We start from the raw sequence: 20,914 nt of genomic DNA, 5'->3' as shown, positions 1-20,914 counted from the left end.
AACGCCTAGCAAGTCTTGGCCGCTGGCGGCAGGGCGGGAACGCGGAACATCCCGGTCGACTGTCTCTCTTTTGCCTTTGTCGGCGGCACTGTGAAGTGAAAACGAAGTGGCCTGCGCTTTCCAAACCGGATTCGCGGGCGTTTTTTGTTGATGTTGTCTTTTAGCCCCGGCCAATCGCAGTCGGGAATGGAGAAAACAATGAGCCTTGGACTTGTCGGTCGCAAGGTTGGCATGACCCGTGTATTCACGCAGGACGGCGACTCGATCGCTGTCACCGTGGTGGACGTGTCGGACAACCGTGTAACGCAAATCAAGACCCTTGAAACCGACGGCTACACCGCCGTGCAGGTGACTTTCGGCAAGCGTCGCGCGACTCGCGTGACGAATGCGCTGAAGGGCCATCTTGCCAAGGCCGGTGTCGAAGCTGGTGAGGTGCTCAAGGAATTCCGCATCGATGCCGAGAAGGCTGCCTCGCTGAGCGCGGGCGCCACCGTCGACGTCGACCTGTTCGCGCCGGGTCAGCCCGTCGACGTGCAGGGCGTTTCGATTGGTAAGGGCTACGCCGGCACCATCAAGCGCTACAACTTCGCATCGGGCCGTGCGTCGCACGGTAACTCCCGTTCGCACAACGTGCCGGGTTCGATCGGTATGGCGCAGGATCCGGGTCGCGTGTTCCCCGGCAAGCGCATGACCGGTCACCTGGGCGACGTCACGAAGACGGTCCAGAACCTCGAAATCGTCCGCATCGACGGCGAGCGCAAGCTGCTGTTGATCAAGGGTGCCATCCCCGGCGCCAAGGGCGGCATCGTTTTCGTTACGCCGGCAGTGAAGGCGCGTCCGGCGGCGGAGGCGGCATAAGACATGGAACTTAAGTCTCTCAACGAACAAGGCCAGGCAGGCGCTGCCGTCAACGCATCGGACGTCGTGTTCGGTCGTGACTACAACGAAGCGCTGATCCATCAGATCGTCGTTGCCTACCAGGCCAATGCGCGTAGCGGCAATCGCGCGCAGAAGGACCGCGAGCAGGTCAACCACTCCACGAAGAAGCCGTGGCGCCAGAAGGGTACGGGCAACGCTCGTGCCGGTATGCGCTCGAGCCCGCTGTGGCGCGGGGGTGGTCGGATTTTCCCGAACTCGCCCGAAGAAAACTTCGCGCAGAAGGTCAACAAGAAGATGTTCCGCGCGGGTATCTGCTCGATTCTGTCGCAGCTCGCTCGCGAAGGCCGTCTGTCGGTGGTCGACCAGTTCTCGGTCGATGCGCCCAAGACCAAGCTGCTCGCAGAGAAATTCAAGGCGATGGGCCTCGACTCCGTGCTGGTGATCACCGACACGGTCGACGAGAACCTGTTCCTGGCGTCGCGCAATCTGCCGCATGTGTCGATTGTCGAGCCGCGCCACGCCGACCCGCTGTCGCTGATCCACTACAAGCAAGTGCTGGTCACGAAGGCGGCTGTCGCCAAAATCGAGGAGATGCTGTCATGACGGATGTTCGCAAAAACGACCATCGCCTGCTGCAGGTCCTGCTGGCTCCCGTTATCTCCGAGAAGGCGACGATGCTGGCCGAGAAGAACGAGCAAATCGTCTTCGAAGTCGCTCGTGACGCAACGAAGCCTGAAGTCAAGGCTGCGGTTGAACTGCTGTTCAAGGTTGAAGTGGAGTCCGTGCAGGTTCTGAACCGCAAGGGTAAGGCCAAGCGCTTCGGTCGCTTCATGGGTCGCCGCGCCAGCGAGCGCCGTGCGATCGTGAGCCTGAAGCCGGGCCAGGAAATCAACTTTGAATCGACGGAGGCCAAGTAATCATGGCGCTCGTTAAAGTCAAACCGACATCGCCCGGCCGCCGGGGGATGATCAAGGTCGTCAATGCCGACCTGTACAAGGGACGCCCGTTCGACGCGCTGACCTCGTCGCAGAGCAAGACGGCCGGCCGTAACCACAACGGCCACATCACCACCCGTCACAAGGGCGGTGGTCACAAGCAGCAATACCGTATCGTCGACTTCAAGCGCAACAAGGATGGCATCGTTGCGAAGGTCGAACGCATCGAGTACGACCCGAACCGTAGCGCGAACATCGCGCTGGTCTGCTACGCCGATGGCGAGCGCCGTTACGTGATCGCCCCGAAGGGCTTGACCGTCGGCCAGCAGCTGGTCTCCGGCTCGGAAGCGCCGATCCGCTCGGGCAACACGCTGCCGATCCGCAACATCCCGGTCGGTACGACGGTGCACTGCATCGAGATGATGCCGGGCAAGGGCGCGCAGATCGCGCGTTCGGCCGGTGCTTCGGCGATGCTGCTGGCCCGCGAAGGTCAGTATGCTCAGATGCGCCTGCGCTCCGGTGAAATCCGTCGCGTGCACATCGACTGCCGCGCCACGGTTGGCGAAGTCGGCAACGAAGAGCACAGCCTGCGCCAGATCGGCAAGGCCGGCGCGAAGCGCTGGCGCGGTATCCGTCCGACCGTTCGTGGCGTGGCCATGAACCCGGTGGATCACCCGCATGGTGGCGGTGAAGGCAAGACCGCTGCAGGCCGCGATCCGGTGAGCCCGTGGGGTACCCCGACCAAGGGTTACCGTACGCGTCGCAACAAGCGCACGAGCAATATGATCGTGCAGCGCCGCAACAAGAAGCGTTAAGGAGTAGGCAATGGCACGTTCAACTAAGAAAGGACCGTTTTGCGACGCCCATTTGCTGAAGAAGGTTGAGGCAGCTGCGTCGACTCGTGACAAGAAGCCGATCAAGACCTGGTCGCGCCGCTCGACGATCCTGCCGGATTTCATCGGCCTGACGATCGCGGTGCACAATGGCCGTCAGCACGTCCCGGTCTATATCTCGGAAAACATGGTTGGCCACAAGCTCGGCGAATTCGCGCTGACCCGGACGTTCAAGGGACACGCGGCCGACAAAAAGGCCAAGCGCTAAGGGGCTATTGAGATGGAAGTTAAAGCGATTCATCGCGGGGCCCGCATGTCGGCCCAGAAGACGCGTCTCGTCGCCGACCAGATCCGTGGCCTGCCGGTCGAGCGCGCGCTGAACGTCCTGACGTTCTCGCCGAAGGCTGCAGCCGTCGTGGTCAAGAAGGTCGTGCTGTCGGCCATCGCGAATGCCGAGCACAACAACGGCGCGGACATCGACGAGCTGAAGATCAAGTCGATCTACATCGACAAGGCCGGTTCGTTGAAGCGGTTCACGCAGCGCGCCAAGGGCCGCGGCAACCGCATCGAGAAGCAGACCTGTCACATCACTGTGACCGTCGGAGACTAAGGGGCCGATCATGGGACAGAAAATCAACCCGACCGGCTACCGGCTGGCCGTCACGCGTAACTGGGTCTCGCGCTGGTATGCGAGCAACGCCAACTTCGCGGGCATGCTCAAGGAAGACATCGACGTTCGCGATTACCTGAAGAAGCGTTTGAAGAACGCTTCGGTGGGCCGCATCGTCATCGAGCGTCCGGCGAAGAACGCCCGCATCACGATCTATAGCTCCCGTCCGGGTGTTGTGATCGGCAAGAAGGGCGAAGACATCGAGCAGCTGAAGGTCGAACTGCAACGTCGCATGGGCGTGCCCGTGCACGTGAACATCGAGGAAATCCGCAAGCCGGAAACCGATGCTCAGCTGATCGCCGATTCGATCACCCAGCAGCTCGAGCGCCGTATCGCTTTCCGTCGCGCGATGAAGCGTGCGATGCAGAACGCGATGCGTCTTGGCGCCCAGGGCATCAAGATCATGAGCTCGGGCCGTCTGAACGGCATCGAAATCGCCCGTACCGAGTGGTACCGCGAAGGCCGTGTGCCGCTGCACACGCTGCGCGCCGACATCGATTACGCGACGTCGGAAGCGCAGACCACCTACGGCCGTATCGGCGTCAAGGTGTGGGTCTACAAGGGTGACTACCTGGGTCGTCACGAAGCGCCGGCCGTCGAGGAAAGCGCCGACGAGAAGCGTGCCCGCCGCAATGCGCGTCCGGGCGGCGATCGTCGTCCGCGCCGTGACGGTGAAGGCGGTGGTCCGGGTGCACGTCGCGGTGGTCCGCGCCGAGGCGGCGACCGCCCGGCTGGCGGCGCGAAGACGGGAGAGTAAGACATGCTGCAACCGAAGCGTAGAAAGTATCGTAAAGAGCAGAAGGGCCGTAATACCGGTGTCGCCACGCGCGGCAACGCGGTCTCCTTCGGCGAATACGGCCTGAAGGCGGTCGGCCGTGGTCGTCTGACCGCGCGTCAGATCGAAGCCGCCCGTCGTGCGATGACCCGTCACATCAAGCGTGGCGGCCGCATTTGGATCCGGATCTTCCCGGACAAGCCGATTTCGCAGAAGCCGGCGGAAGTGCGGATGGGTAACGGTAAGGGCAACCCTGAGTACTACGTCGCCGAGATCCAGCCGGGCAAGATGCTCTATGAAATGGACGGCGTCTCCGAAGAACTGGCTCGCGAAGCCTTCCGTCTGGCTGCGGCGAAGCTGCCGATCCAGACGGTGGTTATCGCGCGACAGCTCGGCGCCTGATGGAGGAATGCAATGAAGGCATCTGAACTTCGCGCGCTGGACGACGCGGCCCTGAACAAGGAGCTGAGCGATCTTCTGAAGGCGCAATTCGGTCTGCGCATGCAGTTGGCGACGCAGCAACTCGCCAACACGAGCCAGATCAAGAAAACGCGCCGGGACATCGCCCGGGTACGTACCGTCATCAAACAGAAGGCTGACCAGAAATGAACGATACGGCAACTCAGTCGCTGAAGCGCACACTGGTCGGTCGGGTCGTCAGCAACAAGATGGACAAGACGGTCACGGTGCTCGTCGAGACCCGTGTCAAGCACCCGATCTACGGCAAGTACATCGCGCGCTCGAAGAAGTACCACGCCCACGACGAAAGCAACCAGTTCAACGAGGGCGACCTGGTGGAAATCCAGGAAACGCGTCCGATCTCGCGCACCAAGGCGTGGTCCGTGACGCGTCTGCTGGAAGAGGCGCGCATCGTCTAAGACGGCGCCACTGACTGGCCCGCTTCCCCAAAAGAAGAGGGCTTGCAAGGCCGCGAGTTAGATGCTAATATCGCGGTCTTTGCTTTTGCATGTGCGCCCACTGTTCTTGTGGGCGCAGTGAATTTAGGCGTTTTGGGTGCCGTGGCTCAAGCGGTGCCTGGAGCGTCAGGCGGCGACCGTCAGGTCGCAACCGTTCTAGCCCAAGCAGCCGGCAAGGCTGACGGGACCAAGACTGACCGCGCGCGTCATGGTGATGCAAGCGGATTAAGTTGGGAAAGTGAAATCATGATCCAGACCGAAACTCGGCTCGAAGTGGCCGACAACACCGGTGCGCGCGAAGTGATGTGCATCAAGGTGCTTGGTGGCTCGAAGCGTCGTTACGCCGACATCGGCGACGTCATCAAGGTCAGCGTTAAGGAAGCCACCCCGCGCGGTCGCGTGAAGAAGGGCGAAATCTACAACGCTGTGGTTGTACGCACCGCCAAGGGCGTGCGCCGCCAGGATGGCTCGCTGATCAAGTTCGACGGTAACGCCGCCGTGCTGCTCAACACCAAGCTTGAACCGATCGGCACGCGTATCTTCGGGCCGGTGACGCGTGAGCTGCGTAGCGAACGCTTCATGAAGATCGTTTCGCTTGCACCTGAAGTGCTGTAAGGAGTTGCGATGAACAAGATTCGCAAGGGCGACGACGTAGTCGTCATCGCTGGAAGGGACAAGGGCAAGCGCGGCACCGTGCTGGCAGTCGACAGCGAAAACAATAAGGTCGTCGTCGAAGGCCTGAACCTGGTCAAGAAGCACGTCAAGCCGAACCCGATGAAGGGAACCACGGGTGGCGTCGAATCGAAGGCGATGCCGCTGCACATCTCGAATGTGGCGCTGGCCGACGCCAACGGCAAGCCGTCGCGTGTCGGGATCAAGGTCGAGGACGGCAAGAAGGTCCGCTTCCTGAAGACCACCGGCGCGACGCTGGCTGCCTGACGCTCTGGAGTGACAAATGGCTCGTCTGCAAGAGTTTTATAAAGAAAAGGTCGTCCCCGAGTTGACCGAGAAGTTCGGTTACACCTCGGTGATGGAAGTGCCGCGTCTGCTCAAGATCACCCTGAACATGGGTCTGGGCCAGGCTGTGGCCGACAAGAAGGTGATCGAACACGCCGTTGGCGATCTGACCAAGATCGCCGGCCAGAAGCCGGTCGTGACGAAGGCTCGCAAGGCCATCGCCGGCTTCAAGATCCGCGAAGGCTACCCGATCGGCGCGATGGTGACGCTGCGCGGTGAGCGGATGTTCGAATTCCTCGACCGTCTGGTGACGGTTGCGCTGCCGCGCGTGCGTGACTTCCGGGGTGTCTCGGGTCGCGCGTTCGACGGCCGTGGCAACTACAACATGGGCGTGAAGGAACAGATCATCTTCCCGGAAATCGACTACGACAAGATCGACGCGCTGCGTGGGCTGGATATCAGCATCACGACCACCGCGAAGACCGATGATGAAGCGAAGGCCCTGCTTGCCAGCTTCAAATTCCCGTTCAGAAACTGAGGTTACCGTGGCTAAACAGGCACTGATCGAACGTGAGAAGAAGCGCGCACGTCTGGCAAAGAAATTCGAGCCGAAGCGCACGGCACTGAAGGCGATCATCGACGACACCAGCAAGTCCGAGGACGAGCGCTACGCCGCGCGCCTGGAGCTCCAGCAGCTTCCGCGCAACGCGAACCCGACCCGCAAGCGCAATCGTTGCGCGATCACGGGTCGTCCGCGTGGCACGTTCCGCAAATTCGGCCTGGCGCGTACCAAGGTGCGCGAGATCGCCTTCCGTGGCGAGATCCCGGGCGTGACGAAGGCCAGCTGGTAATAGGAGAACGAATATGAGTATGAGCGATCCTATCGCCGACATGCTGACCCGCGTGCGCAATGCGCAGATGGCGAAGAAGACGACCGTGCGCATGCCGTCGTCGAAGCTCAAGCTGTCGATCGCGAAGGTCCTGAAGGACGAAGGTTACATCGAGGATTTCGGTGTCGTCGCCGAGGGCGCGAAGCCGGAACTGGAAATCGCGTTGAAGTACTACGCGGGCGCCGCCGTGATCGAACGCATCGAGCGTGTCTCGAAGCCGGGTCTGCGCGTCTACAAGGGCCGCGACGACATCCCCCGCGTCATGGGTGGCCTCGGTATCGCGATCGTTTCGACCCCGCGGGGCGTGATGACCGACCGCGCCGCGCGTGCCGCTGGCGTCGGTGGCGAAGTCATCTGCTACGTCGCCTAAGGCAGGGAGAGAAACATGTCTCGAGTAGGTAAGAGTCCCGTTGCGCTGCAGGGCGCCGAAGTGACCCTGAACGACGACCAGATCGTCGTGAAGGGCCCGCTGGGCACCATCTCGCAGCGCCAGAACCGTCTGGTCACGATTGCGAACGACAACGGTACGTTGACGTTCCAGCCGGTCGACGAGAGCGTCGAAGCGAACGCGATGTCGGGCACGATGCGCGCACTGGTCGCCAACATGGTGACCGGCGTGACGAAGGGCTTCGAACGCAAGCTGACGCTGATCGGCGTCGGTTACCGTGCGCAAGTGCAGGGCGACAAGCTGAACCTGTCGCTCGGCTTCTCGCATCCGGTGGTGCACGCGTTGCCGGCTGGCGTCAAGGCTGAAGCGCCGACGCAGACGGAAATCATCATCAAGGGGATCGACAAGCAGGTCGTCGGCCAGCAGGCCGCCAAGATCCGCGGTTATCGTCCGCCGGAGCCCTACAAGGGCAAGGGCGTGCGCTATGCCGACGAGGTCGTGATCCTCAAGGAAACGAAGAAGAAGTAAGGGTGCCCATCATGGATAAGAAGCAGGCTCGCGCGCGCCGCGCACGCAGGACGCGTATCCTGATCGCCGACCGGGGCGTCCACCGCCTGGCCGTGCATCGCACGAATACGCACATCTACGCTCAAGTGTTCTCGCCGTGTGGCACCCAGGTGCTGGCCAGCGCGTCGACCGTCGAGGCCGAAGTGCGCCAGGAACTGGCCGAGAAGACCGGCCGGGGCGGCAACGCTGCAGCAGCGGCGCTGATCGGCAAGCGCATCGCCGAGAAGGCGAAGGCCGCCGGTATCGAGTCGGTAGCATTCGACCGTTCCGGTTTCCGTTATCACGGCCGCGTCAAGGCGCTCGCCGAAGCCGCCCGCGAAGCGGGGCTCAAGTTCTAAGGATTTGTCATGGCAAAGATGCAAACCAAGGTGCAGACGGAAGAACGCGATGACGGCTTGCAGGAAAAGCTGATCGCCGTCAACCGTACGACTTCCGTGACGTCCGGTGGCCGCCACATCCAGTTCTCGGCACAGACCGTGGTCGGCGACGGCAACGGCCGGATTGGCATGGGCAAGGGCAAGGCGAAGGAAGTGCCGCTGGCCGTCCAGAAGTCGCTCGAACAAGCACGCCGGAACATGTTCCAGGTGCCGCTGAAGGGCAAGACGCTGCAGCACGAAGTGCACGGCAAGCACGGCGCCTCGTCGGTGCTGCTGTTGCCGGCGAAGGACGGTACGGGCGTGATCGCCGGCGGTCCGATGCGCGCGGTGTTCGAAGTGATGGGCGTGCAGAACGTCGTCGCGAAGAGCCATGGCTCGACCAACGCGTACAACCTCGTGCGTGCGACGCTGGACGGTCTGCGCAAGCAGGCGACGCCGGCCGACATCGCTGCGAAGCGCGGCAAGTCGGTCGAAGACATTCTCGGCTAAGGAGTCAGTCATGGCTGAAAAGACCGTTACGGTCCAGCTCGTCAAGAGCTTGATCGGTACGCGCGACACGCACCGGGCGACCGTGCGCGGGCTTGGCCTGCGCCGCCTGAACTCGGTGAGTGTCCTGGAAGACACGCCCGCCGTGCGTGGCATGATCAACAAGGTCTCGTACCTTGTCCGCGTCATTGGCTAAGCGCCAGGGAACGACAATGGAACTGAACAATCTGAAACCGGCCGCCGGCGCGAAGCATGCGAAGCGTCGTGTCGGTCGTGGTATCGGCTCGGGGCTGGGCAAGACCGCCGGCCGCGGCCACAAGGGCCAGAAGTCGCGTTCGGGCGGCTTCCACAAGGTTGGCTTCGAAGGCGGCCAGATGCCGCTGCAACGTCGCCTGCCGAAGCGTGGCTTCACCTCGCTGACCAAGCGGTTCGTCGGTGAAGTCCGTCTGTCGGACATCGAGAAGCTGGGCACCGACGAAGTCGACCTGCTCGCGCTGAAGCAAGCGGGCGTGCTCGGTGAACTGGTGACCTCGGCACGCGTGATCGCCTCCGGCGAGCTGACCCGCAAGGTCGTGCTCAAGGGTCTGGTCGCGACCAAGGGCGCACGCGCCGCTATTGAAGCGGCCGGTGGTTCTGTCGGCGAGTGACGCGCGGGCCGCGGACCGGTCGATGACCGGTCCGCGCCGCGTTCACTGATTCGTCTCGGAGAAAGAGTTGGCCAACAGTCCGACTTTCGCTAAGACCGGCAAGGCGGGTCCGAAGTACGGCGACCTGCGTCGGCGGCTGGTATTCCTGCTGCTGGCGCTGATCGTCTATCGCATCGGCGCGCACATTCCGGTGCCGGGTATCGATCCCGACCAGTTGGCCAAGTTGTTCCAAAGCCAACAGGGCGGCATCCTCGGCATGTTCAACATGTTCTCCGGAGGCGCGCTGTCGCGTTTCACGGTGTTCGCGTTGGGCATCATGCCTTACATCTCGGCGTCGATCATCATGCAGTTGCTGGCGATCGTGTCGCCGCAGCTGGAGTCGCTGAAGAAGGAAGGCCAGGCAGGGCAACGCAAGATCACGCAGTACACGCGCTACTTCACGGTGGTGCTGGCGACGGTGCAGGCGTTTGGCATCGCGACCGTGCTGGAAAACCAGCCGGGTCTGGTGGTCGAACCGGGTCTGCTGTTCCGCCTCACGACGGTCATTACCCTGGTGACGGGGACGATGTTCCTGATGTGGCTTGGCGAACAGATCACCGAGCGCGGTCTGGGTAACGGTATCTCGATCATCATCTTCGGCGGTATCGCGGCAGGTTTGCCGAACGCGGTGGGTGGGCTGTTCGAGTTGGTGCGCACGGGTTCGATGAGCATCATCTCGGCGATCATCATCGTGTTCCTGGTCGCGGCGGTGACGTACTTCGTGGTGTTCGTTGAACGGGGTCAACGCAAGATCCTGATCAACTACGCGAAGCGGCAGGTCGGCAACAAGATCTACGGTGGGCAGGCGTCGCATCTTCCGCTCAAGCTGAACATGGCCGGGGTGATTCCGCCGATCTTCGCGTCGTCGATCATTCTGTTTCCGGCGACGGTGGCGAACTGGTTCAGCGCGGGGTCGGGCATGGGTTGGCTGAAGGACGTGGCGAGCACGCTGCGGCCGGGACAGCCGATCTACGTGATCCTGTATGCACTGGCGATAGTGTTCTTCTGCTTCTTCTACACGGCGCTCGTCTTCAACAGCAAGGAGACGGCGGACAACCTGAAGAAGAGCGGGGCGTTCGTGCCGGGGATCCGTCCGGGCGACCAGACGGCACGCTACATCGACCGGATCCTGACGCGACTGACGCTGGCCGGTGCGATCTATATCGTGTTCGTCTGTCTGTTGCCGGAGTTTCTGGTGCTGCGCTGGAACGTGCCCTTCTACTTCGGTGGCACGTCGCTGTTGATCATCGTGGTGGTCACGATGGACTTCATGGCGCAGGTGCAGTCGTATGTAATGTCGCAACAATATGAATCGCTGCTCAAGAAAGCCAATTTCAAGGGCGGCAACATGACGATGCGTTGAGCAACACAGGACTATGGCCAAAGACGATGTAATCCAGATGCAGGGCGAGGTGCTCGAGAACCTGCCGAATGCAACCTTCCGGGTAAAACTGGAAAACGGTCATGTCGTGCTCGGGCACATCTCGGGAAAGATGCGGATGCACTACATCCGCATCCTGCCGGGGGACAAAGTCACGGTCGAATTGACGCCCTATGACCTTTCGCGGGCGCGAATCGTGTTCAGGGCGAAGTGATTTCGAGGGAGTAAAATCATGAAAGTAATGGCGTCGGTGAAACGCATTTGTCGCAACTGCAAAGTCATCAAGCGCAACGGCGTGGTGCGGGTGATTTGCAGTTCGGATCAGCGCCACAAGCAGCGCCAGGGCTGACCTGGGCTCGACTCAAGTTTGAGGAAGAATAATGGCTCGTATCGCAGGGGTTAACATCCCCAACCACCAACACGTAGAAATCGGTCTGACTGCTATTTACGGTATCGGCCGCTCGCGTTCGAAGCTGATCCTTCAGTCGACCGGCATCCCGGCCGACAAGAAGGTGAAAGACCTGAACGACGCCGAGCAGGAAAAGCTGCGTGACGAAATCGGACGTTTCGTGGTCGAGGGCGACCTGCGCCGCGAAGTCACGATGAACATCAAGCGCCTGATGGACTTGGGCTGCTACCGTGGCGTGCGTCACCGCAAGGGCTTGCCGGTGCATGGTCAGCGCACGCGTACCAACGCTCGGACCCGCAAGGGCCCGCGCCGCGCCGCCGCTTCGCTGAAGAAGTAAGCTTGCGCATCGTCACAGGAAAAAGTAATGGCTAAGGCTTCGAACAGTGCTGCGAACCAACGCGTTCGCAAAAAGGTCAAGAAGAACGTCCCGGAAGGCGTGGCCTGCGTGCACGCGTCGTTCAACAACACGATCATCACGATCACCGATCGCCAGGGCAACGCACTGGCATGGGCGACTTCGGGCGGCCAGGGTTTCAAGGGTTCGCGCAAGTCGACTCCGTTCGCCGCTCAGGTGGCTGCCGAGTCCGCCGGTCGCGTCGCGCTGGAGTACGGCGTGAAGAACCTGGAAGTCCGCATCAAGGGCCCCGGCCCGGGCCGCGAGTCGGCGGTGCGTGCGCTCAACGCGCTCGGCATCAAGATCACCTCGATCGCCGACGTGACGCCGGTTCCGCACAACGGCTGCCGTCCGCCGAAGCGCCGTCGCATCTAAGGTGTGCATCATGACCGGCCGTCTTCGACGGTCGGCCTGAATCGCCTAAGTCCACCGTCCCCGTGCCGTGTGCCGGGGACTCGCGCGTAGACAGTACGCGCGACATCATCACGAAGGAAACGAACGTGGCACGTTATACCGGCCCCCGCGCCAAACTCTCCCGCCGTGAAGGCACCGACCTGTCGTTGCTCTCGTCGCGCCGCTCGCTGGCCGACAAGTGCAAGCTCGACACGAAGCCGGGCCAGCACGGCCGCACCTCCGGCATGCGCATGTCGGACTACGGCAACCAGCTGCGTGAAAAGCAGAAGGTCAAGCGCACGTACGGCGTGCTCGAGCGTCAGTTCCGCCGTTACTTCGCCGAAGCGGCGCGCCGCAAGGGCAACACCGGCGAAACGCTGCTGCAATTGCTCGAAAGCCGCCTGGACAACGTCGTCTACCGCATGGGCTTCGGCTCGACGCGTGCGGAAGCGCGTCAGCTGGTCAGCCATCGTGCGATCACGGTGAACGGCGTGGTGTCGAACATCCCGTCGATGCAGATCAAGTCGGGCGACGTCGTCGCGATCCGCGAAAAGGCGCAGAAGCAAGTGCGTATCGCCGAATCGCTGTCGCTGGCCGAGCAGGGCGGTCTGCCGACGTGGGTTGCGGTCGACGCGAAGAAGTTTGAGGGCACGTTCAAGCAGGCGCCGGAACGTTCGGACATCGCTGGCGACATCAACGAAAGCCTGATCGTCGAATTGTATTCGCGCTAAGGCACGCGAGCGGCCGCCCGCCTTGGTGCGGGCGGCCGCTCTTTTCGTTGTTTCGGGTGGTCACCGCTTAAGCCTTATCGGTGTAACGAGCCGAGGGTATTAGACAGGAAAAACCTATGCAAAACAGTTTGTTGAAGCCCAGCATCATCGTCGTGGAGCCGCTTGGCGACAACCACGCAAAGGTGGTGATGGAGCCGTTCGAACGCGGCTACGCACACACGCTGGGCAACGCGCTGCGTCGGGTGCTGCTCGCGTCGATGATCGGCTATGCGCCGACCGAAGTGACGGTGGCGGGCGTCGTGCACGAGTACTCGACGCTCGACGGCGTGCAGGAAGACATGGTCAACCTGCTGTTGAACCTGAAGGGCGTGGTGTTCAAGCTGCACAACCGCGACGAAGTCACGGTCACGCTGCGCAAGGAAGGCGAGGGCGTCGTCAAGGCGTCGGACATCGAACTGTCGCACGACATCGAGATCATCAATCCCGATCACGTCGTGGCTCACCTGTCCAAGGGCGGCAAGCTCGACATGCAGATCAAGGTCGAGAAGGGCCGCGGCTACGTGCCGGGCAACGTGCGTCGCTACGGCGAAGAGAATGCCAAGGTCATCGGCCGCATGGTGCTCGACGCGTCGTTCTCGCCGGTCAAGCGCGTCAGCTACTCGGTCGAGAATGCCCGGGTTGAGCAGCGCACCGACCTCGACCGTCTGGTGATGGTCATCGAGACGACCGGCGTGTTGTCGCCGGAAGAAGCGATCCGCCAGTCGGCTCGCATCTTGATGGAACAGATGAGCTTCTTCGCGGACCTGGAAGGCACCGAAGCCGTCGCCGAAGCGCCGTCGCGCGCGCCGCAGATCGATCCGATCCTGCTGCGTCCGGTCGACGACCTGGAGCTGACCGTGCGTTCGGCGAACTGCCTGAAGGCCGAGAACATCTATTACATCGGCGATCTGATCCAGCGCACCGAGAACGAGCTGCTGAAGTGCCCGAACCTCGGCAAGAAGTCGATGACCGAGATCAAGGAAGTGCTGTTCTCGCGCGGCCTCACGCTCGGCATGAAACTCGACAACTGGCCCCCTCCCGGGCTGGATAACAAGTAAAATGCCGGACCGGAACGGCGGCTCGCCGCCGTTCCGCCCGACTGACTTACCGACCGGACCGCGTCGCGCGCGACGATAGAAGAGCCGGATCAAGACTTTCAACAGGAAAACATCATGCGTCACCGTAACGGTCTGCGGAAACTGAACCGCACCAGCAGCCATCGCCTGGCGATGCTGCGCAACATGTCGAATTCCCTGATCGAGCACGAAGCGATCAAGACCACGCTGCCGAAGGCGAAGGAACTGCGCAAGGTCGTCGAGCCGCTGATCACGCTGGGCAAGACCGCCACGGTCGCCAACCGTCGTCTGGCGTTCAATCGCCTGCGCGATCGTGACTCGGTGACCAAGCTGTTCAACGAACTGGGCCCGCGTTACGCGACCCGTCCGGGCGGCTATCTGCGCATCCTGAAGATCGGCTTCCGTCACGGCGACAATGCGCCGATGGCGTTCGTCGAGCTGGTCGACCGCCCGACCGATGTTGAAGGCGAAGAAGTCAGCGACGCAGAGTAAGCGTTGCAGCGCGTCGCGGACGCGACGCGGCAGCGTTTGAAGAAGCCAGGCCATGCCTGGCTTTTTTCATTGTGTGAACAGGTACTGCGACGCCGGGCGGGCCACGCCGGCACAATGACCTCGTCCGTCGTCCGTCGTCCGTCGTCCGTCATCCGTCATCCGTCATCCGTCGTCTCGACGGCGCTGCGCGGCATGGCGCATCAGTCGATGCGCGCCCGGGCAATGCGCGATAAGACAGCAGCGGCACCGGTCGGATCGCACGCCGCGTTGCAAGTGCCGCGTTGCAAGTGCCGGTCAGGTTCGACACGGCACGGCGCCATCAGCGCGCGCGCCGGCGCGCCATTCAGTCGCTGCGTTTCGGCACGTTGCCTGGCAGCGCCTGCCAATAACGCGCGAAAAAGCCGCGCGCATCGAGTTGGTCCGCGTGCGCGGTGTCGGCCACGGCGCGGGTGCCGACGCAGCGCCATGTGTAAGGCGTGTCGTGACCGGTCGCATAGGCCGGAATCATGCCCGCATCGCGGTGATCGGCGCAGTAGGCGGCGATGTCCTTGCGCCGGGTGCGTTTGTCCGCCTTCCCGCATGGCAGGTTGGCCCCTGCATTGCAGACCATCGCGGTACCGTCCATGCAGCGCGCGAAGGTCGTACGGGTCATCACCGCGTCGGGCATCGCCAGGCCGAGCGCCTGACGCGCGGCAGGCGCCCAGGACGGCGGCAGCGGCATCAGACGATCGTCGGTACCGGCCTTCGCACACACTTGGGCGGGATCGCCAGGGTCAGCGGCGTGCGCCAGGGCATCGGAGGCAGCTGCATGGCCGAGCGACGGCAGCGCGCACAGCGAAAACACGAAGCCGCCAGTGGCCAGCCAGGCCGACCAGCGGCGACGCGGCAATGCGCGAAAAATCCTGAACTTCATGCGGCCAGTGCCGCGCATGAAGGAAGCGATGGAGCGCATACGAATCCTTGCTGAGAAGAGCTGGCGGTGCTGCGGCGGGGCGCCGCAGCGTTGACGCAATGAACTGCCGCTCTGCCAATGGCATCATAAGCCCGGCGCAGGCCTAACGGGCGATTCAACTGCGGACCGCCGATCGCCGGCACGATGCCCGCGCTATGCCGTTCGGTCAGCATGTGTTCCTCCCGCCACCTGCCTTTCTATAATCTGCTCTTCCGCAAGACGTTTTCGGTTCAATCATGGCAGCACATGAAATCTCGGTGGTTCGCGCGCGCCTCGGCGATCATCGGCGCGCGAGCGATGTGATCGACGAAGTTCTGACGTTGCGGCTCGCGGTATCCGCCAGCCGCGAGCCGACGCCGGCGCGTCTGGGGGCACCGGAACCGCCGTCCTGCGACGGAGAGATCGACATCGAATTCCGGACCAGCGCGTGCCAGTGCGACGCCCTCATGCAACTGCTGGATGCACGCTGCGGCGCCGCCGCGCTGAGCGAGTGGGCGTTGCCGTCGCCGGGTTGGCATGCGCGTTGGGTTGCCGCGGAGACACACGCATGAAGCGCGCAGGCTTGGCCGCGTCCGCGGCCGCGGCATCGGCATCATCGGGGCAATCGGGGCAATCGCATACCGACAGCCTGCATGACGCGGCACGGCTGCGCCGCTTCGCCGCGTCGGTGATGCTGTTTCTGTTGTTCGCACTGCTGGCCGGCCTGCGGGGCATCGGCGTGGCGCATGCGGACGAGGATTTCCTGCCTCCGGAACAGGCCTTCCGACTCGAGGCCCGCGCCCTGCCCGACGCGCTGCTGCTGACGTATCACATCGCGGACTCGTACTACATGTATCGCGAGCGCTTCGCGTTCGCGGCCGAAGGCGCGACGCTCGGCCAGCCGGTGTTTCCGAAGGGCGAGGTCAAATACGATCCCACCTTCGAAAAGGATGTCGAGGTCTATCACCATCAGGTCGAGATCCGACTGCCGCTGACCGCGGCAGCCGGCCATCGCGTGACGCTTCAGGCGACGTCGCAGGGCTGTTCCGACAAAGGCGTCTGTTATCCACCGATGACCCGGCGCGTCGCGCTGACGCTGCCTGAAGCCGCTGCACACGATACGCCGCCGGCCGCCAGCCTGTCGGACCGTCTGTACGATCCGGGCTATGCGCAGGGCATCCTGGCAGGACGCGGTCTGCCGGCGATCGTCGCCATCTTCTTCGTGATCGGCGTCGGCATGAGCCTTCTGCCGTGCTCGTGGCCGATGATCCCGATCGTCTCCTCGATCGTGCTCGGTGCCAATATGCGGGTGCCGTCGACAGGCGAGTCGCCGGCGTCGCGCCCCTCCCGACTGCGCGGCGTTGCGCTCTCCGTCAGTTACGTCGCCGGCATGGCGCTCGTCTACACCGCTCTGGGCGTCATGGCCGGGCTGGCCGGCAAGGGGCTCGGCGCGGCACTGCAGAATCCGTGGATGCTCGGCACGTTTGCGCTTCTGTTGACGGTCTTCGCGTTTGCTCAGATGGGCTGGTTCACGCTGCAACTGCCGCAGGCATGGCAGCACCGTGTCAACGCCCGCGCCGGCCGTCATACGGGAGGCCGGCTCGGTTCGGCATTCGCGATTGGCGCTTTGTCCGCGCTGGCCGTCGGCGCATGCATGACCGCGCCGCTGTTCGGCGTCCTGGCGTTCATCGCGCAGTCCGGCCGCGCTGCGATCGGCGGCGCCGCATTGTTCGCGATGGCGCTCGGCCTGGGACTGCCGTTGGTCGTGATCGGTGCCGGTGCGGGTGCATTGCTGCCGCGCGCGGGTGCCTGGATGAACGGCATCAAGCAGGCGTTCGGGGTGCTGCTGCTGTTCACCGCATGGTGGATCGTCAGCCCCGTGCTGCCAGGCACCGTGCGCCTGCTGCTGCTCGCGCTCCTGCTCAGCCTGTGCGGCATGCTGATGTGGCGTGCCGGCCGCGCAGGCGTACTGCGGCGTGCGGTGGCGCTCCCGTTGCTGTTGCAGGCCGCCTGTCTGACGGTCGGTGCCGCGGCAGGCAGTACCGACGCACTCGTGCCGCTCGCGGTGTTCGTGCGCGGTGGCGACGCGTCGGGCCAACCGGCCGGCGACAGTGCCGGAGATGCTGCCAGGGTGTCGCCGCGAGCACAGGCGGCGCGGCTCGAAGGCGCGATGCCTGTCGCCGATGCCACCCAGCTCGACGCAGCGCTCGCCGCCAGCGGCAAGCCGTCGATGTTGATCTTTCACGCCGACTGGTGCACCAGTTGCGTGGAGATGGAGAAACTGGTGTTCCCGAAGCCGGCGGCGCGTCAGGCGATGGCGCGCTTCTCGCTGTTCGAGGCCGACGTAACCCGCAACAGCGCTGCCGATCAGGTGTTGCTGCGTCGTTTCCGCTTGTTCGGGCCGCCGGCGATCGTGTTCTTCGACGCGGCGGGCAAGGAGATCCCCGGCACGCGCGTCGTCGGCTTCCAAGACGTCGCACGGTTCGCCGCCAGCGTCGAGACCGCGTGGCGGCGCGGCCAGACCGGCGCGCAAAGTGCAGACGGTGGAGGGAATATGGCGAGCGCAGGGAGCACTGGTCCGACGGGCGAGCGGGGCGAAGACGCCGCTGCGCTGTCGAGCGCCTTGGCAGCTTCGTCAGGCATCAGCGCGGCAGCCACCACGTCGGCAGCCACCACGTCGGCAGGCACCACGTCGGCAGACACTGCGTCCGCAGGCAAGGCTTCCGCGGCCAGCACTTCGGCGGCGACCGCGCGTCTGATGGAGGCACTACGCCGCTGACGCGGCAAATCGTCCGGTCCATTGGATGCGGGCAGCGGATCAGGCCAGGCGAGGCTGCCCGGCCGGTTCCGTCTGATTTCGGTCCGGTCGACTCTGTTCCGCTCGGAAACATGCGGCGGACCAGCGGGCGCGACGCCGCTCGCTTCCGTCGGTTGGATCGACCCCGTCAGTCCTGCTGGGCCAACAGCCGTGCTGCGTCCAGTGCGAAGTACGTCAGGATGCCGTTCGCGCCAGCACGTTTGAACGCCAGCAGTGCCTCCATTACCGCCTTGTCATGGTCCAGCCAGCCATTCTGCGCGGCCGCCTTGATCATCGCGTATTCACCGCTCACCTGATACACATAGGTCGGGAAGCGGAACTCATCCTTCACCCGGCGGACGATGTCGAGGTAGGGCATGCCGGGTTTGACCATCACCATGTCCGCGCCTTCGGCGATGTCCATTGCGACCTCGCGAAGCGCCTCGTCGGTGTTCGCCGGATCCATTTGGTAGGTCATCTTGTTGCCCTTGCCCAGATTGCTGGCTGAGCCGACCGCGTCCCGGAATGGGCCGTAGAACGCGGACGCATACTTGGCAGCGTAGGCCATGATCCGGGTATGGATATGCCCTTTCTCTTCGAGCATCCTGCGGATCGCGCCGATGCGACCGTCCATCATGTCCGACGGCGCGACGATGTCGACGCCAGCGTCTGCCTGTGCGGCGGCCTGTTCCAGCAACAGGCCGATGGTGATGTCGTTGATCACATAGCCGTCGTCGTCCAGCACGCCGTCCTGGCCATGGCTGGTGTACGGGTCCAGTGCGACGTCGGTGAGCACACCCAGTTCCGGGAAGCGAGTCTTCAGCGCACGCACGGCGCGCGGGATCAGCCCGTCGGGGTTGGTGGCTTCACGCCCGTCGGGCGTCTTGAGCGAGGGTTCGATCGCCGGGAACAGCGAGAGCACTGGAATTCGCGCCGCGACGCAGGCTTCCGCGACCCGCAGCAACTGGTCGATCGACAGCCGGTTGACGCCTGGCATCGAGGCAATGGGCTGCGTGATGTTGTCGCCTTCGACAACGAACACCGGATAGATCAGGTCGTCGGTGGTCAGCGCATGTTCGCGCATGAGCCGGCGGGAGAAGTCGTCACGACGCATGCGGCGCGGACGGTAATGCGGATAGATGGACATGGGATTCCCTGCACGAATACGGTCAAAGGCAATGTCGAGCGCGTACAGCTTGCCGACGCGCGGCGCGAGGTGCGCGGAAGCGCTGCGACGGCGGCAACCTGTCCACTGGGCAGCGTGTCGGTAGCGCTTAACTTCTCGCGCGCGCCATGGCCGAATGATACGCCGCTGTTCCGAACCGTCTCGCCGATGAGGCGGTCATCGCGTCTTCCGCGCGGCGGAAGCGTTCGTGCAGGGTAGGGCCGCGCAACGGCGATGCGGACCGCTTTGCGTTTGGCACGGCGCGGCAAGGCGTCGGCGGCGCGCTCCGCCGATGTGGCCGGCTGGAAGATGAGGGGAGCCCAGGTGACGCGGCCTACGACGGCGTCCGCCGAGCGTTGCCTGCCGGAGCGAACGCGGCATTCGCGGGAAGCCCGTGCCTACGCCGTCAGCCGCGGCCAGCCCGCCGCGCGGCACTCGTTCGACAGCGGCGGCCTGCCAGTGTCACGCCGGGGCCGCGTGTATGGCTGCCATCGGGGGCGATGGAGCGCTCAGTTGGCGTCCGGTTCGTCGACGCCGGGTGCCGGCGCATCAGGACTCGCGGCGGCCCGGGACGTCTCGCTCGCGTCCGCGTCCGAGTCGGCGTTCGAGCGCGCAGCATCGCCGCGTAGCCAGCCCTCTATCACCGCGTGCGCTTCCTCCAGGCCGACGCGCTTCAGCGCCGAGAACAGCTGGGCGCTCAGTTGGCGCGTACCGTTCGCCTCGTCATAACGCGCGATGGTGGCGCGCGCCGCGCGCAGCGCATTAACGCTTTCTTGCCGCGACAATTTGTCCGCCTTCGTCAGCAGAAGATGGATCGGGCGGCCGGTTGGTGCAAACCAGTCGATCATCTGCATGTCGAGATCGGTCAGCGGCCGCCGCGAATCGGTCAGCAGGATCAAGCCGCGCAGCGCGGCGCGCGTCTGCACATAGCTGCTCAGCAACTGGCTCCAGTGCGCCTTCGCCGCGCCGGGCACCTGCGCGTAGCCGTAGCCCGGCAGGTCGACGATGAAACCCTCGGGCGACTTCTCCGGACCGACGGTGAAGAAGTTGATATGCTGCGTCCGGCCCGGCGTCTTGCTCGCGAAAGCGAGCCGGCGCTGATTGCACAACACATTGATTGCGCTGGACTTTCCGGCGTTCGAGCGGCCCGCGAAGGCGACTTCGTGCCACGCTTCGCGCGGCAGGTCCTTCAAGTGGTTGACCGTCGTGAAGAAGCGCGACTGATGCAGCAGGAAGGACTTTGCAGCGCGTTTCTCTGCGTTGTCGTGGGCGTGCGATGACATATTTGAAAGGCCGGGTTGGGCGCCAGGGGAGGGGTCGACCGGCAACCGCGCCGAAGCGGGATTCGGCGGTGGGCGGATTCGGCGAGGGGCACGCATGCGTCATGCTGACGCGCGCTGCTTCGCCGTCGGCGCGACTGCTGCTGCACGGCTCACGCGTTCGACGCGTCGTTTGCGACGTGCCACAGGACGGCCGATGCGCCAAGCCGGGCATTGTACAATACCGCGCCAGTCGGTCCGTGCGGTCCGCAAGCGGACGGCACGGACCAACTGTGTCGCGTTGCTGGCCGAACGAGTGGCCCGAAACGACGCTGCCGGCGCGTGGCGCTGTCTGGGCAATGTCGCCAGCCTCGGTCACCGCGGCGCTGCTTCCAGGTGCAGGTCGCCTGTGTTGAATAGTGAGACAGCGGCGGCGCGTTCGCGCGGCGCTGGCTGCCACTCGTGTCCGCGGGCGCAACGGACCGCG

At 63.8% G+C, this 20,914-nt stretch carries 33 protein-coding genes; 30 read left to right on the top strand and 3 right to left on the bottom strand.

What is annotated here, in order from left to right; translation table 11 throughout:
* Window positions 1–198 precede the first annotated feature (198 nt).
* From rplC to rplQ, 28 genes are all read left to right on the top strand, one after another.
* Window positions 199–858: a 50S ribosomal protein L3 gene (gene rplC / locus BLU54_RS21610; protein ID WP_091912956.1), complete on the top strand. Its 660-nt coding sequence runs from the start codon at window positions 199–201 to the stop codon at window positions 856–858.
* 3 nt (window positions 859–861) lie between these two features.
* Complete coding sequence (gene rplD / locus BLU54_RS21605; protein ID WP_091912954.1) at window positions 862–1,482, top strand: 50S ribosomal protein L4; 621 nt, start codon at window positions 862–864, stop codon at window positions 1,480–1,482.
* On the top strand, window positions 1,479–1,796 hold the full coding sequence (gene rplW, locus BLU54_RS21600) for a 50S ribosomal protein L23 (RefSeq protein ID WP_091912951.1): 318 nt from the start codon (window positions 1,479–1,481) through the stop codon (window positions 1,794–1,796). Before rplD ends, rplW begins: the two co-directional genes overlap by 4 nt.
* A gap of 2 nt (window positions 1,797–1,798) precedes the next feature.
* Complete coding sequence (gene rplB / locus BLU54_RS21595) at window positions 1,799–2,629, top strand: 50S ribosomal protein L2 (RefSeq protein ID WP_091912949.1); 831 nt, start codon at window positions 1,799–1,801, stop codon at window positions 2,627–2,629.
* A 10-nt stretch (window positions 2,630–2,639) separates the two neighbouring features.
* Window positions 2,640–2,915, top strand: a complete 276-nt coding sequence (rpsS, locus tag BLU54_RS21590; RefSeq protein ID WP_091912947.1) for a 30S ribosomal protein S19 — start codon at window positions 2,640–2,642, stop codon at window positions 2,913–2,915.
* Between the two features lie 12 nt (window positions 2,916–2,927).
* A complete protein-coding gene (rplV, locus tag BLU54_RS21585; protein WP_091912944.1) occupies window positions 2,928–3,257 on the top strand; it encodes a 50S ribosomal protein L22 in 330 nt (109 codons plus the stop codon).
* Between the two features lie 10 nt (window positions 3,258–3,267).
* Complete coding sequence (rpsC, locus tag BLU54_RS21580; RefSeq protein WP_091912941.1) at window positions 3,268–4,074, top strand: 30S ribosomal protein S3; 807 nt, start codon at window positions 3,268–3,270, stop codon at window positions 4,072–4,074.
* Between the two features lie 3 nt (window positions 4,075–4,077).
* A complete protein-coding gene (gene rplP, locus BLU54_RS21575) occupies window positions 4,078–4,494 on the top strand; it encodes a 50S ribosomal protein L16 (protein ID WP_091912938.1) in 417 nt (138 codons plus the stop codon).
* Between the two features lie 12 nt (window positions 4,495–4,506).
* The gene (rpmC, locus tag BLU54_RS21570) at window positions 4,507–4,701 is read left to right on the top strand and encodes a 50S ribosomal protein L29 (RefSeq protein WP_091912935.1); all 195 of its coding nucleotides are present in this window, start codon (window positions 4,507–4,509) and stop codon (window positions 4,699–4,701) included.
* Window positions 4,698–4,970 (top strand): 30S ribosomal protein S17, encoded by a 273-nt coding sequence (gene rpsQ, locus BLU54_RS21565; RefSeq protein ID WP_091912933.1) that lies wholly within the window; start codon window positions 4,698–4,700, stop codon window positions 4,968–4,970. The genes rpmC and rpsQ overlap by 4 nt, the downstream gene beginning before the upstream one ends.
* 285 nt (window positions 4,971–5,255) lie before the next feature.
* Window positions 5,256–5,624 carry a 50S ribosomal protein L14 gene (rplN, locus tag BLU54_RS21560; protein WP_091912931.1) on the top strand — a complete coding sequence of 123 codons (369 nt, stop codon included), beginning with the start codon at window positions 5,256–5,258 and terminating at the stop codon, window positions 5,622–5,624.
* 9 nt (window positions 5,625–5,633) lie between these two features.
* Window positions 5,634–5,948, top strand: coding sequence for a 50S ribosomal protein L24 (gene rplX, locus BLU54_RS21555; protein ID WP_091912929.1), 315 nt, complete (start codon window positions 5,634–5,636; stop codon window positions 5,946–5,948).
* Between the two features lie 16 nt (window positions 5,949–5,964).
* Window positions 5,965–6,504: a 50S ribosomal protein L5 gene (gene rplE / locus BLU54_RS21550; RefSeq protein WP_091912927.1), complete on the top strand. Its 540-nt coding sequence runs from the start codon at window positions 5,965–5,967 to the stop codon at window positions 6,502–6,504.
* A gap of 7 nt (window positions 6,505–6,511) precedes the next feature.
* Window positions 6,512–6,817, top strand: coding sequence for a 30S ribosomal protein S14 (gene rpsN, locus BLU54_RS21545; RefSeq protein ID WP_091912924.1), 306 nt, complete (start codon window positions 6,512–6,514; stop codon window positions 6,815–6,817).
* Between the two features lie 13 nt (window positions 6,818–6,830).
* Entirely contained in the window at window positions 6,831–7,226 is a 396-nt protein-coding gene (gene rpsH, locus BLU54_RS21540) for a 30S ribosomal protein S8 (protein ID WP_091912922.1), read from the top strand.
* 15 nt (window positions 7,227–7,241) lie between these two features.
* On the top strand, window positions 7,242–7,772 hold the full coding sequence (gene rplF / locus BLU54_RS21535; RefSeq protein ID WP_091912919.1) for a 50S ribosomal protein L6: 531 nt from the start codon (window positions 7,242–7,244) through the stop codon (window positions 7,770–7,772).
* Between the two features lie 11 nt (window positions 7,773–7,783).
* Complete coding sequence (rplR, locus tag BLU54_RS21530; RefSeq protein WP_091912916.1) at window positions 7,784–8,149, top strand: 50S ribosomal protein L18; 366 nt, start codon at window positions 7,784–7,786, stop codon at window positions 8,147–8,149.
* 9 nt (window positions 8,150–8,158) lie between these two features.
* Entirely contained in the window at window positions 8,159–8,677 is a 519-nt protein-coding gene (rpsE, locus tag BLU54_RS21525; RefSeq protein WP_091912913.1) for a 30S ribosomal protein S5, read from the top strand.
* Window positions 8,678–8,687: 10 nt separating this feature from the next.
* Window positions 8,688–8,870 carry a 50S ribosomal protein L30 gene (gene rpmD, locus BLU54_RS21520; RefSeq protein ID WP_091912910.1) on the top strand — a complete coding sequence of 61 codons (183 nt, stop codon included), beginning with the start codon at window positions 8,688–8,690 and terminating at the stop codon, window positions 8,868–8,870.
* 16 nt (window positions 8,871–8,886) lie between these two features.
* Window positions 8,887–9,321 (top strand): 50S ribosomal protein L15, encoded by a 435-nt coding sequence (gene rplO / locus BLU54_RS21515; RefSeq protein WP_091912908.1) that lies wholly within the window; start codon window positions 8,887–8,889, stop codon window positions 9,319–9,321.
* Between the two features lie 67 nt (window positions 9,322–9,388).
* Window positions 9,389–10,723, top strand: a complete 1,335-nt coding sequence (gene secY, locus BLU54_RS21510) for a preprotein translocase subunit SecY (protein ID WP_091912905.1) — start codon at window positions 9,389–9,391, stop codon at window positions 10,721–10,723.
* A 13-nt stretch (window positions 10,724–10,736) separates the two neighbouring features.
* Window positions 10,737–10,955, top strand: a complete 219-nt coding sequence (infA, locus tag BLU54_RS21505; RefSeq protein WP_003264140.1) for a translation initiation factor IF-1 — start codon at window positions 10,737–10,739, stop codon at window positions 10,953–10,955.
* An 18-nt stretch (window positions 10,956–10,973) separates the two neighbouring features.
* A complete protein-coding gene (gene rpmJ / locus BLU54_RS21500; protein ID WP_091912903.1) occupies window positions 10,974–11,090 on the top strand; it encodes a 50S ribosomal protein L36 in 117 nt (38 codons plus the stop codon).
* A 31-nt stretch (window positions 11,091–11,121) separates the two neighbouring features.
* Window positions 11,122–11,487 carry a 30S ribosomal protein S13 gene (gene rpsM, locus BLU54_RS21495; protein ID WP_091912901.1) on the top strand — a complete coding sequence of 122 codons (366 nt, stop codon included), beginning with the start codon at window positions 11,122–11,124 and terminating at the stop codon, window positions 11,485–11,487.
* Window positions 11,488–11,514: 27 nt separating this feature from the next.
* Window positions 11,515–11,919: a 30S ribosomal protein S11 gene (gene rpsK / locus BLU54_RS21490; protein ID WP_091912898.1), complete on the top strand. Its 405-nt coding sequence runs from the start codon at window positions 11,515–11,517 to the stop codon at window positions 11,917–11,919.
* Window positions 11,920–12,044: 125 nt separating this feature from the next.
* Window positions 12,045–12,668, top strand: coding sequence for a 30S ribosomal protein S4 (rpsD, locus tag BLU54_RS21485; protein WP_091913000.1), 624 nt, complete (start codon window positions 12,045–12,047; stop codon window positions 12,666–12,668).
* Window positions 12,669–12,784: 116 nt separating this feature from the next.
* Window positions 12,785–13,765: a DNA-directed RNA polymerase subunit alpha gene (locus BLU54_RS21480; protein ID WP_091912896.1), complete on the top strand. Its 981-nt coding sequence runs from the start codon at window positions 12,785–12,787 to the stop codon at window positions 13,763–13,765.
* A 114-nt stretch (window positions 13,766–13,879) separates the two neighbouring features.
* On the top strand, window positions 13,880–14,275 hold the full coding sequence (gene rplQ, locus BLU54_RS21475) for a 50S ribosomal protein L17 (protein WP_091912895.1): 396 nt from the start codon (window positions 13,880–13,882) through the stop codon (window positions 14,273–14,275).
* A gap of 343 nt (window positions 14,276–14,618) precedes the next feature.
* On the opposite strand, the gene BLU54_RS21470 is transcribed toward rplQ, so the two are convergent.
* Window positions 14,619–15,227 (bottom strand): hypothetical protein, encoded by a 609-nt coding sequence (locus BLU54_RS21470; protein ID WP_211435389.1) that lies wholly within the window; start codon window positions 15,225–15,227, stop codon window positions 14,619–14,621.
* A 236-nt stretch (window positions 15,228–15,463) separates the two neighbouring features.
* Between BLU54_RS21470 and BLU54_RS21465 the strand changes: the two genes are divergently transcribed.
* A complete protein-coding gene (locus BLU54_RS21465) occupies window positions 15,464–15,778 on the top strand; it encodes a hypothetical protein (protein ID WP_091912892.1) in 315 nt (104 codons plus the stop codon).
* A complete protein-coding gene (gene dsbD, locus BLU54_RS21460; protein ID WP_235838074.1) occupies window positions 15,775–17,985 on the top strand; it encodes a protein-disulfide reductase DsbD in 2,211 nt (736 codons plus the stop codon). Before BLU54_RS21465 ends, dsbD begins: the two co-directional genes overlap by 4 nt.
* Window positions 17,986–18,151: 166 nt before the next feature.
* Here dsbD and hemB read toward each other — a convergent pair whose 3' ends face one another.
* On the bottom strand, window positions 18,152–19,150 hold the full coding sequence (gene hemB, locus BLU54_RS21455) for a porphobilinogen synthase (protein WP_091912889.1): 999 nt from the start codon (window positions 19,148–19,150) through the stop codon (window positions 18,152–18,154).
* A 527-nt stretch (window positions 19,151–19,677) separates the two neighbouring features.
* Window positions 19,678–20,451 carry a ribosome biogenesis GTP-binding protein YihA/YsxC gene (gene yihA / locus BLU54_RS21450; protein ID WP_091912886.1) on the bottom strand — a complete coding sequence of 258 codons (774 nt, stop codon included), beginning with the start codon at window positions 20,449–20,451 and terminating at the stop codon, window positions 19,678–19,680.
* Between the last annotated feature and the right edge of the window lie 463 nt (window positions 20,452–20,914).

The organism is Chitinasiproducens palmae (genome assembly GCF_900095735.1).
GTDB lineage: Bacteria > Pseudomonadota > Gammaproteobacteria > Burkholderiales > Burkholderiaceae > Chitinasiproducens > Chitinasiproducens palmae.
Note: the sequence above shows the minus strand (reverse complement) of the source record. Positions and strands in the feature narration are given on the sequence as shown.

What these genes read in the sequence shown, in the direction of transcription:
- BLU54_RS21480 (WP_091912896.1), top strand. Translation starts at nt 12,785, where the DNA reads ATGCAAAACAGTTTGTTGAAGCCCAGCATCATCGTCGTGGAGCCGCTT.
- rplE (WP_091912927.1), top strand. Translation starts at nt 5,965, where the DNA reads ATGGCTCGTCTGCAAGAGTTTTATAAAGAAAAGGTCGTCCCCGAGTTG.
- rplX (WP_091912929.1), top strand. Translation starts at nt 5,634, where the DNA reads ATGAACAAGATTCGCAAGGGCGACGACGTAGTCGTCATCGCTGGAAGG.
- rplR (WP_091912916.1), top strand. Translation starts at nt 7,784, where the DNA reads ATGGATAAGAAGCAGGCTCGCGCGCGCCGCGCACGCAGGACGCGTATC.
- rpsS (WP_091912947.1), top strand. Translation starts at nt 2,640, where the DNA reads ATGGCACGTTCAACTAAGAAAGGACCGTTTTGCGACGCCCATTTGCTG.
- rplB (WP_091912949.1), top strand. Translation starts at nt 1,799, where the DNA reads ATGGCGCTCGTTAAAGTCAAACCGACATCGCCCGGCCGCCGGGGGATG.
- rplF (WP_091912919.1), top strand. Translation starts at nt 7,242, where the DNA reads ATGTCTCGAGTAGGTAAGAGTCCCGTTGCGCTGCAGGGCGCCGAAGTG.
- rpmJ (WP_091912903.1), top strand. Translation starts at nt 10,974, where the DNA reads ATGAAAGTAATGGCGTCGGTGAAACGCATTTGTCGCAACTGCAAAGTC.
- rpsH (WP_091912922.1), top strand. Translation starts at nt 6,831, where the DNA reads ATGAGTATGAGCGATCCTATCGCCGACATGCTGACCCGCGTGCGCAAT.
- BLU54_RS21465 (WP_091912892.1), top strand. Translation starts at nt 15,464, where the DNA reads ATGGCAGCACATGAAATCTCGGTGGTTCGCGCGCGCCTCGGCGATCAT.
- rpsQ (WP_091912933.1), top strand. Translation starts at nt 4,698, where the DNA reads ATGAACGATACGGCAACTCAGTCGCTGAAGCGCACACTGGTCGGTCGG.
- hemB (WP_091912889.1), bottom strand. Translation starts at nt 19,150, where the DNA reads ATGTCCATCTATCCGCATTACCGTCCGCGCCGCATGCGTCGTGACGAC.
- rplW (WP_091912951.1), top strand. Translation starts at nt 1,479, where the DNA reads ATGACGGATGTTCGCAAAAACGACCATCGCCTGCTGCAGGTCCTGCTG.
- rplO (WP_091912908.1), top strand. Translation starts at nt 8,887, where the DNA reads ATGGAACTGAACAATCTGAAACCGGCCGCCGGCGCGAAGCATGCGAAG.
- yihA (WP_091912886.1), bottom strand. Translation starts at nt 20,451, where the DNA reads ATGTCATCGCACGCCCACGACAACGCAGAGAAACGCGCTGCAAAGTCC.
- rpsK (WP_091912898.1), top strand. Translation starts at nt 11,515, where the DNA reads ATGGCTAAGGCTTCGAACAGTGCTGCGAACCAACGCGTTCGCAAAAAG.
- rpmC (WP_091912935.1), top strand. Translation starts at nt 4,507, where the DNA reads ATGAAGGCATCTGAACTTCGCGCGCTGGACGACGCGGCCCTGAACAAG.
- rplC (WP_091912956.1), top strand. Translation starts at nt 199, where the DNA reads ATGAGCCTTGGACTTGTCGGTCGCAAGGTTGGCATGACCCGTGTATTC.
- BLU54_RS21470 (WP_211435389.1), bottom strand. Translation starts at nt 15,227, where the DNA reads ATGCGCTCCATCGCTTCCTTCATGCGCGGCACTGGCCGCATGAAGTTC.
- rpsE (WP_091912913.1), top strand. Translation starts at nt 8,159, where the DNA reads ATGGCAAAGATGCAAACCAAGGTGCAGACGGAAGAACGCGATGACGGC.
- rplQ (WP_091912895.1), top strand. Translation starts at nt 13,880, where the DNA reads ATGCGTCACCGTAACGGTCTGCGGAAACTGAACCGCACCAGCAGCCAT.
- dsbD (WP_235838074.1), top strand. Translation starts at nt 15,775, where the DNA reads ATGAAGCGCGCAGGCTTGGCCGCGTCCGCGGCCGCGGCATCGGCATCA.
- rplN (WP_091912931.1), top strand. Translation starts at nt 5,256, where the DNA reads ATGATCCAGACCGAAACTCGGCTCGAAGTGGCCGACAACACCGGTGCG.
- rpsC (WP_091912941.1), top strand. Translation starts at nt 3,268, where the DNA reads ATGGGACAGAAAATCAACCCGACCGGCTACCGGCTGGCCGTCACGCGT.
- rplP (WP_091912938.1), top strand. Translation starts at nt 4,078, where the DNA reads ATGCTGCAACCGAAGCGTAGAAAGTATCGTAAAGAGCAGAAGGGCCGT.
- rplV (WP_091912944.1), top strand. Translation starts at nt 2,928, where the DNA reads ATGGAAGTTAAAGCGATTCATCGCGGGGCCCGCATGTCGGCCCAGAAG.
- rpmD (WP_091912910.1), top strand. Translation starts at nt 8,688, where the DNA reads ATGGCTGAAAAGACCGTTACGGTCCAGCTCGTCAAGAGCTTGATCGGT.
- rpsM (WP_091912901.1), top strand. Translation starts at nt 11,122, where the DNA reads ATGGCTCGTATCGCAGGGGTTAACATCCCCAACCACCAACACGTAGAA.
- rplD (WP_091912954.1), top strand. Translation starts at nt 862, where the DNA reads ATGGAACTTAAGTCTCTCAACGAACAAGGCCAGGCAGGCGCTGCCGTC.
- infA (WP_003264140.1), top strand. Translation starts at nt 10,737, where the DNA reads ATGGCCAAAGACGATGTAATCCAGATGCAGGGCGAGGTGCTCGAGAAC.